The sequence below is a fragment of the Neisseria sp. P0009.S007 genome (genome assembly GCF_051962515.1).
On the sequence record NZ_JBQCVF010000106.1, the window covers coordinates 1 to 7,350 of the forward strand.

At 49.1% G+C, this 7,350-nt stretch carries 3 protein-coding genes and 2 pseudogenes; all 5 read left to right on the forward strand.

Features of this window, described 5'->3' with window-relative positions; all coding sequences use genetic code 11:
* Positions 1–510 (forward strand): annotated as a pseudogene (locus ACTHS3_RS09385) (RHS repeat protein); the annotation flags it as partial.
* A 58-nt stretch (positions 511–568) separates the two neighbouring features.
* A complete protein-coding gene (locus ACTHS3_RS09390) occupies positions 569–2,794 on the forward strand; it encodes a DNA internalization-related competence protein ComEC/Rec2 (RefSeq protein ID WP_108700029.1) in 2,226 nt (741 codons plus the stop codon).
* 315 nt (positions 2,795–3,109) lie between these two features.
* On the forward strand, positions 3,110–6,235 hold the full coding sequence (locus tag ACTHS3_RS09395) for an Mbeg1-like protein (protein WP_070608105.1): 3,126 nt from the start codon (positions 3,110–3,112) through the stop codon (positions 6,233–6,235).
* A 102-nt stretch (positions 6,236–6,337) separates the two neighbouring features.
* Positions 6,338–6,970 (forward strand): phosphoribosylanthranilate isomerase, encoded by a 633-nt coding sequence (locus ACTHS3_RS09400; protein WP_070625516.1) that lies wholly within the window; start codon positions 6,338–6,340, stop codon positions 6,968–6,970.
* A gap of 24 nt (positions 6,971–6,994) precedes the next feature.
* A pseudogene (locus ACTHS3_RS09405) lies at positions 6,995–7,350 on the forward strand (DNA glycosylase); the annotation flags it as partial.

Below are 7,350 nucleotides of genomic sequence, written 5' to 3' on the forward strand. Positions count from 1 at the left end.
TACACCACAAGCTACGGCTACAACGCCCAATGGCTGCCCGAAACCATTACCGACGCCTTAGGTAAAACCCGACGCCTTCAATACGACACCCTCGACCAGCTCGTCTGCTTTACCGACTGTACCGGCGAAACCACCCGTTTCGGTTACACCGAATACGGCGATCTCGAAACCGTTACCGATGCGCTGGGCCATACCACCCGCCACCACTACGACGCAGCAGGCAACCCCGTCCGTACCGACTACCCCGACGGCAGTCACGAAACCTTCGAATACGACCGCCTCAACCGGCTGACCGCCCACATCGACGGACTTGGTGCCAAAACCGCTTACGAGCTCGCAGTGGACGGACTGCCGCTCAAACGCACCAACGCGTTGGGTCATACCTACGCCTATGACAAAGCCGGCAACCTGATTCAAAGTGCCGACCAAAGAAGCGGCGTACTCAATTACATCTACGACAAAATCGGACGGATTCAGGTCATAAATACTGCAATCAAATATTTGTCATAATCTACTAAAAGCATTTATTATTACATATCTAATAATCATAATTTAAGGGAAAATGTTCATGGCGTGGCGGTTTGTGTTGCCTGCTTGGGTGGTGGGTGTAGTGCTTTCGTTTGCGTTGCCGTTTGTGCCGCCATGGTGGGCTTGGTTGTCTGTAATCATTGGCGCGCTTGCGTTGTGTCGAAAATTTGCTGTGGCTTGGTTGGTGCTGGCTGTTTGCGTGGGTATGGCGTTTGGAGTGTGGCGGACCGGGCTGGTGTTGGCCGGTCAATGGCCTGCAGGGGAGGTGGCGGCTAAAGTTTTGACGGTTGAAGTGGCGGATATGCCGCGTGATGATGGTCGGCGCGTGCAGTTTGCGGCAAGGGCTTGGGATGAACAGGGGCAGGCTTTTGATTTGATGTTGTCGGATTATCAGCGGCGCGATTGGGCGGTGGGCAGCAGGTGGTCTGTATCGGCGCGGGTAAGGCCGGTGATCGGTGAAGTGAATGTGCGCGGTTTGAACCGTGAAATATGGGCTTTGGCCAATGGTATCGATGGCATGGGTACTTTGGGGCGCGACAGGAAACTCGTGCGGCAAGGTGGCGGTTTCGGTTTGGCTAATATGCGTGATGCGGTAAGCTGGAGTTGGCAGAGAACAGGGGACAAATATCCTGAGTTTTCAGACGGCATAGGGCTGATGCGTGCTTTGAGTATTGGCGAGCAATCGGCGTTGAGGCCGCCTTTGTGGCAGGCATTCCGCCCTTTGGGGCTGACACACTTGGTCAGTATTTCGGGCCTGCATGTGACGATGGTGGCGGTATTGTTTGCCTGGCTGATTAAGCGAATTTTCCGTTATTTGCCGTGGATTCCGGCAAAACCGCGTGTGTGGATATTGGCAGGCGGTGTTGCCGGTGCTTTGTTTTATGCGCTTTTGGCCGGTTTTTCCGTACCGACGCAACGCAGTGTGTTGATGTTGGCTGCGTTTGCGTGGGCATGGTGGCGCGGCAGTGGCGGCTCGGGCTGGACGGCGTGGTGGCAGGCTTTGGCCGTTGTTTTGTTGTTGGATCCGTTGGCTGTATTGGGCGTGGGAACTTGGTTGTCTTTCGGTTTGGTTGCTGCTTTGATTTGGGCTTCATCAGGCCGTCTGAAAGAGTCGGGCTGGCGGTTGGCTGTACGGGGACAATGGGCAGCGACTGTATTGTCGGTGGTATTGCTGGGCTATTTGTTTGCTTCGTTACCTTTGCTCAGTCCGTTGGTTAATGCGCTGGCTATTCCTTGGTTTTCTTGGGTGTTGACGCCGTTGGCTTTGCTGGGTTCGGTTTTTCCGTTTGAACTTGTCCAGTTGGTAGCGGCATTTTTGGCGGAATATACTTTACGCGGTTTGCTATGGCTGGCTATGGTATCGCCTGAATTTGCCGTCGCAGCGGCGCCCGTGCCTTTGCTTGTGTTGGCGATGATGGCGGCTTTACTGTTATTGCTGCCTAAAGGAATGGGCTTAAAACCTTGGGCATGTCTGGTTTTATTGGGCTTTGTGTTTTACCGTCCTGCCAAGCTGGAGGAGGGGGTGGCAAGAGTTACGGTGATGGATGCAGGACAAGGTTTGTCGGTGTTGATACAAACGCGTAACCGCAATCTTTTGTTTGATACGGGAACGGAGCAAGTGGCGCAAACAGGTATAGTGCCGAGTTTGAACGCGATGGGTGTGCGCCGTTTGGACAGCCTGATTTTGTCGCACCATGATATTGACCATGACGGCGGTTTTCAAAGTGTGGCGGCTGTCGGTACCGATAAATTGCTTGCCGGACAACCTGAATTTTATCCGAATGCAGAGTTTTGCCAAGAAGACAAATGGCAATGGGACGGCGTAGATTTCGAGTTGCTCAGGCCGTCTGAAAATGCAGGCAAGGAAGATAACGACCAAAGCTGCGTATTGCGTGTCGTGGCAAACAGAAAAGCCTTGTTAATAACCGGCGATTTGGGCGTGAAAGGCGAGGCCGGTTTGATTGAGAAATACGGCAATGCGCTGTATAGCCAAGTGTTGGTGTTGGGACATCACGGCAGCAGCACGGCTTCGTCAGGCAGCTTTTTGCATACGGTTTCGCCACAATATGCCGTGGCATCTAGCGGCTATGCCAATGCCTACAAACATCCGACCGTTGCCGTACAAAATCGTGTCCGCGCGCATGGTATTACTTTATTGAGAACGGATTTGTCTGGCGCGTTGGTGTTTGCTTTGGGACAGGACGATATATTTCAAGGCCGTCTGAAAAAGGATAAGTTTTATTGGCAGAAGAAACCGTTTGAGTAAAAAGGCTAAAAGGCCGTCTGAAAGACTTTTCAGACAGCCTTAATATTTTTTATTGACGGGCATTATCCAAATTTTGTGTGAATCCAATTGTGGATAGTTTGGTTTGATATTTGATAATAAAGAATAAATTAATTGTGATGAAAAAATAGGCAGTTTAAAAATAGGGTAATAATTACAAAGTCATTTCATAACTGTTGTTAATTTGATAAGCATTTTGAATCTGTTTGGCTGAATAAATTCACTTGTTTTTAGCTTGCTTATATAATCTAAACGCATTATTGCGCATTCAAATTAAATTTAACAAAGGGAAAAGAAATGACTGAAACTCAAAACCAACCTAATAACGAAGAGTCCGTAGTGATTATCGGTACGCGTCGTGATGATGTGCTGTATGGCAGCTTGGGACACAATATTTTTTACGGCGGTTTAGGAAACGATACCTTTATTGTGAACAACAGGAATGACCAAATCGTTGAAAGGTACGGCGAGGGTACGGATACGGTTTATACCCATACGACTTATACGTTGCCGAATTATGTTGAAAACCTGACGATGACCGGCCACGATAATATTTTTGGTTTCGGCAACAATTCCGACAACGTCCTTATCGGCAACAGCGGCAACAACCGTTTGAGTGCCGGCCGTGGTAATGATGTACTTTACGGTGGGGCGGGTAATGACTTGCTGCTGGCAGGCGATGATGACGACAAACTTTATGGTGGCGACGGCAACGATATTTTGCGTGGCGATCACGGTAACGATTATTTGGAAGGAAACGAAGGCGACGATGTTTTAGACGGCGGAATCGGTGCAGACGTAATGCGCGGCGGCAATGGCAACGATACATATTATGTAGACAGTCCAAACGATGTTGTTATCGAAGAAGCCAATGGCGGCATTGATACGGTTTACACGGGTATGACTTACCGTTTGCCGACTCATGTCGAAAACCTGACCTTGACCGGCAGCGGCAATTATTTCGGCTTCGGCAATCATTCCGACAATGTCTTAATCGGCAACAGCGGCAACAACCGTTTGATCGGAGGACGCGGCAATGATGTGCTTCGCGGAGAGGCAGGTTATGACTTGCTGTTGGCGGGTGATGGCGACGACAAACTTTACGGCGGTACCGGCAACGATATTTTACGCGGCGATGCCGGTAATGATTATTTAGATGGCGGCGAAGGAAATGATACGCTTGAAGGCGGTAGCGGAGACGATACTTATGTATTCCGCCGTGGCAGCGGCCATGATGTCATTTCAGACAATCTGGGTCATAACAGCATTCATTTTGAAGGTTTGAGTATGAAGGATATCAGTCTTACTACTCGTCCAAGCGCTAGTAATCCTGCCCTTAAAGATTGGGTATTTACGATTCGTGAAACAGGCGAAACGTTGACCCTTAAAGAGCAACACAAGACCTATTCATCTGTATCCAAGTATAAATTTGCGGATAAGGAAATGGATGTTGCTGAAATCTTCAAATATCCCGAGCACGATACCAGCGAAGACAGCGTAACCATGCGTGTGCTTTATAAAGATGGTCACGCCGTCACACATGCCGCCGAACGAGTGCAGCATCTTCAGACGGCCTCTTTGCAGTATTGGGAAAATATTGCCACTCAAAAAAGAGCCAATGATATTGTCCGACCCAGTGCTAAACAGGCGCAGCATTCTATCTTTACCAAAGACAGTGATGGCGACGGTTTGGTCGATGCTATTGACCGCAATCCGCAGGAGTGGAATGTTTCTGAACGCGATTTGCGGATGTTCTCTTCATTGGCTTATGAATCTCCGTCTGCTTTGCATACTGTATTTAAAGGCAATTATTGGTGGAATACGCAATATGCTTCTATTGCTAAGAATATTAACGACAAATATTTTAGCAATCAGGCCAATGTATCTGAATTGGTTGGGAAATGGACATTGCTTAAGGCAGGTAGTCCGGGAGGCGGTTTGGATTATGCGATTTTCGGCAATTCGAACAAGAAGGGCGGTTGGGAAAATGTCGTGGTAGCGTTTAGAGGTACGCAGGCTACCAGCATTAAAGATGTTTTGGCTGATTTGAAAATTGTGACCGGTAATTTGCCGGAGCAAACCAAATATTTGGATGAAATTGCACGCTATATTGATACGCTTCATGCCAAAAATGTGTATTCGACCGGACATTCGTTGGGCGGCTATCTTGCAGAATACTTTGCCGCACATACCATGCAACAGCGTAATGATTGGGCAAGTGATTTCAAACGCAGTAGTCTGTTTAATCCGGCTGTTTTGAATGTGGACAAAGCCTCGCCTGAAGCCTTAAAACAAGCACGGGATATGGCCGATAAAATGGCGGAAACACGTATCACGGACAACTCGGATACAACACAGGCACGCCCTCTGTATGAAACCAATTCGTATGTAATCAAAGGCGAATGGGTTGGAGATGGTTTTTCAGGCAAAACAGGTGCGGGTATTGGTATATTATTGGCATTAGCGACTGGTGGAGCGAGCCTTGCGGCAGGAGCTGCAGGTGCACTTGTAGGTGCTGCCGCGTCCCAAGTTCATAAAGGATTGGGCAGATATCCGAAAGCCAAGGTTTTAGATTTCAAAAGCGGCGATGTATGGGGCAAACACAATATGACCAGCTTTTATGAGTCTGATACCAAACTTGAACAATACTTCTCCCAAGGTAAACGTATTGATAAGCATTACGACAATCTTTATTTGATGGATTCTGACCAAGACGGTTTTTCAGACGGCATTGAAAACAAATGGGGTAGCAGCAGTAATGATGCCCAAGAAACGCCATACGCAACCGGTACATCTACTATTTATACCGATGACCGGCCCATGCTTGCCGTGGTTCAGACAGAGGATGCGGCCGGTAACGTCCTGTCACTCAAAGGTGTGGAAATGACGGCGCACCAGCAGGGCGATAAGATGGCGTATGCGGCAAACGGCAAGGAAATTGACTTAGGCAAAAACGGCTTTGATTGGTCGATCAGCATCAGTGGAGACAGCAAAGGCGTAGCGGCCTTGCATGGCAGTGCGGCTGACGATGTATTGAAAGGCAGTGATGGCAATGATTATCTGGCAGGCGGTCTGGGTGGCGATACCATTGTTACCGGCGAGGGCAGGGATACGGTGGCATTTACTGCATGGGATGTTCGCGAGGGCAAACTGGATCACTTGCTGGATTTCAATCCGGTCAAAGATAAGTTGGATTTGAGCGCCATGCGTCCGCTGCTCAATGAGAAAGAAAGCCAGGTTAGCTGGGCGGATTTGTTTGTCCGCGATGTGGATACATTCAGCCCCGACCGCTCGTATCTTGTGTTCAATAGCGCTCAAAAAAACTTGGCGTATCGGGGCGCGGGAGCTGAAAGCAGCACAGAGTTCGCACGTTTCTATAATGAAGATGCTGCGCAACTGACAGCCGCCAATATTATCGGCTGATGGTTGTTTTAAAGTTTAAGGCCGTCTGAACCTGATATTTCATGTTCAGACGGCCTTAAACTTATATAATATCCGACCCAACTGTTTAAAAAGGCTATCGCCATGAACACCATACGCACCAAAATTTGTGGTATTACCCGACCTGAAGACGCGCTGGCTGCGGCCGAATTGGGCGCGGATGCTATCGGGCTGGTGTTTTACGCCAAGAGTAAACGGGCAGTGAGTATTGAGCAGGCTCAGGCGGTTGTGAAAAATCTGCCGCCGTTTGTATCGGTGGTGGCCTTGTTTGTGAATGAAAACGAGCAAACCATCCGCGAGATTTTGCGTCAGGTGCCGATAGATGTGATTCAGTTTCACGGCGATGAAGACGATGATTTTTGCCGTCGGTTTGACCGCCCGTATTTGAAGGCTGTGCGCGTACAGTCCGCTGCCGATATTCAGACGGCCTGTGCCAAATTCCCGAATGCCCGCGCTTTGCTGTTTGATGCTTATCATCCGACCGAATACGGCGGTACGGGACAAAGTTTCGACTGGACCATGTTGCATGGCAATATCGGCAAACCGTGGATACTTGCCGGCGGATTGACGGCGGAAAACGTTGCCGAAGCGGTAAAAATCAGTGGCGCGGCGGCGGTGGACGTGTCCGGCGGCGTGGAAATCTCCGGCGGGATTAAGAGCAGGGAGAAAATGGCGGCGTTTATTCAGGCAGTAAAGGCCGTCGGAAATTTTGTTTGAATGAAAAACAACCGGAATACAAATATGCAAGAGCCAATCGTCGAGTCTCACCCTTTCGCAGCCTTGTTGCCGCCGCAGGCAACGGTCATGATGATGGGGACGTTTCCGCCTAAAGAAGAGAAACACGCGATGCAGTTTCATTATCCGAATTTTCAAAACGATATGTGGCGTGTGTATGGGTTGGTATTTTTTGGTGATGCGGCACATTTTCAAAAGCAGGGCGAAAAGGCGTTTGATGCCGATAAAATCAAAGCGTTTTTGAGTGAAAAGGGGATTGCATCCTGTCCGACCGTATTAAAGGCAATACGCGAACATGGCAATGCTTCGGATAAGTTTTTAAAAGTGATAGAAACCGTCGATTTGGCGGCAGTATTGGCGCA

What these genes read in the sequence shown, in the direction of transcription:
- ACTHS3_RS09390 (WP_108700029.1), top strand. Translation starts at nt 569, where the DNA reads ATGGCGTGGCGGTTTGTGTTGCCTGCTTGGGTGGTGGGTGTAGTGCTT.
- ACTHS3_RS09395 (WP_070608105.1), top strand. Translation starts at nt 3,110, where the DNA reads ATGACTGAAACTCAAAACCAACCTAATAACGAAGAGTCCGTAGTGATT.
- ACTHS3_RS09400 (WP_070625516.1), top strand. Translation starts at nt 6,338, where the DNA reads ATGAACACCATACGCACCAAAATTTGTGGTATTACCCGACCTGAAGAC.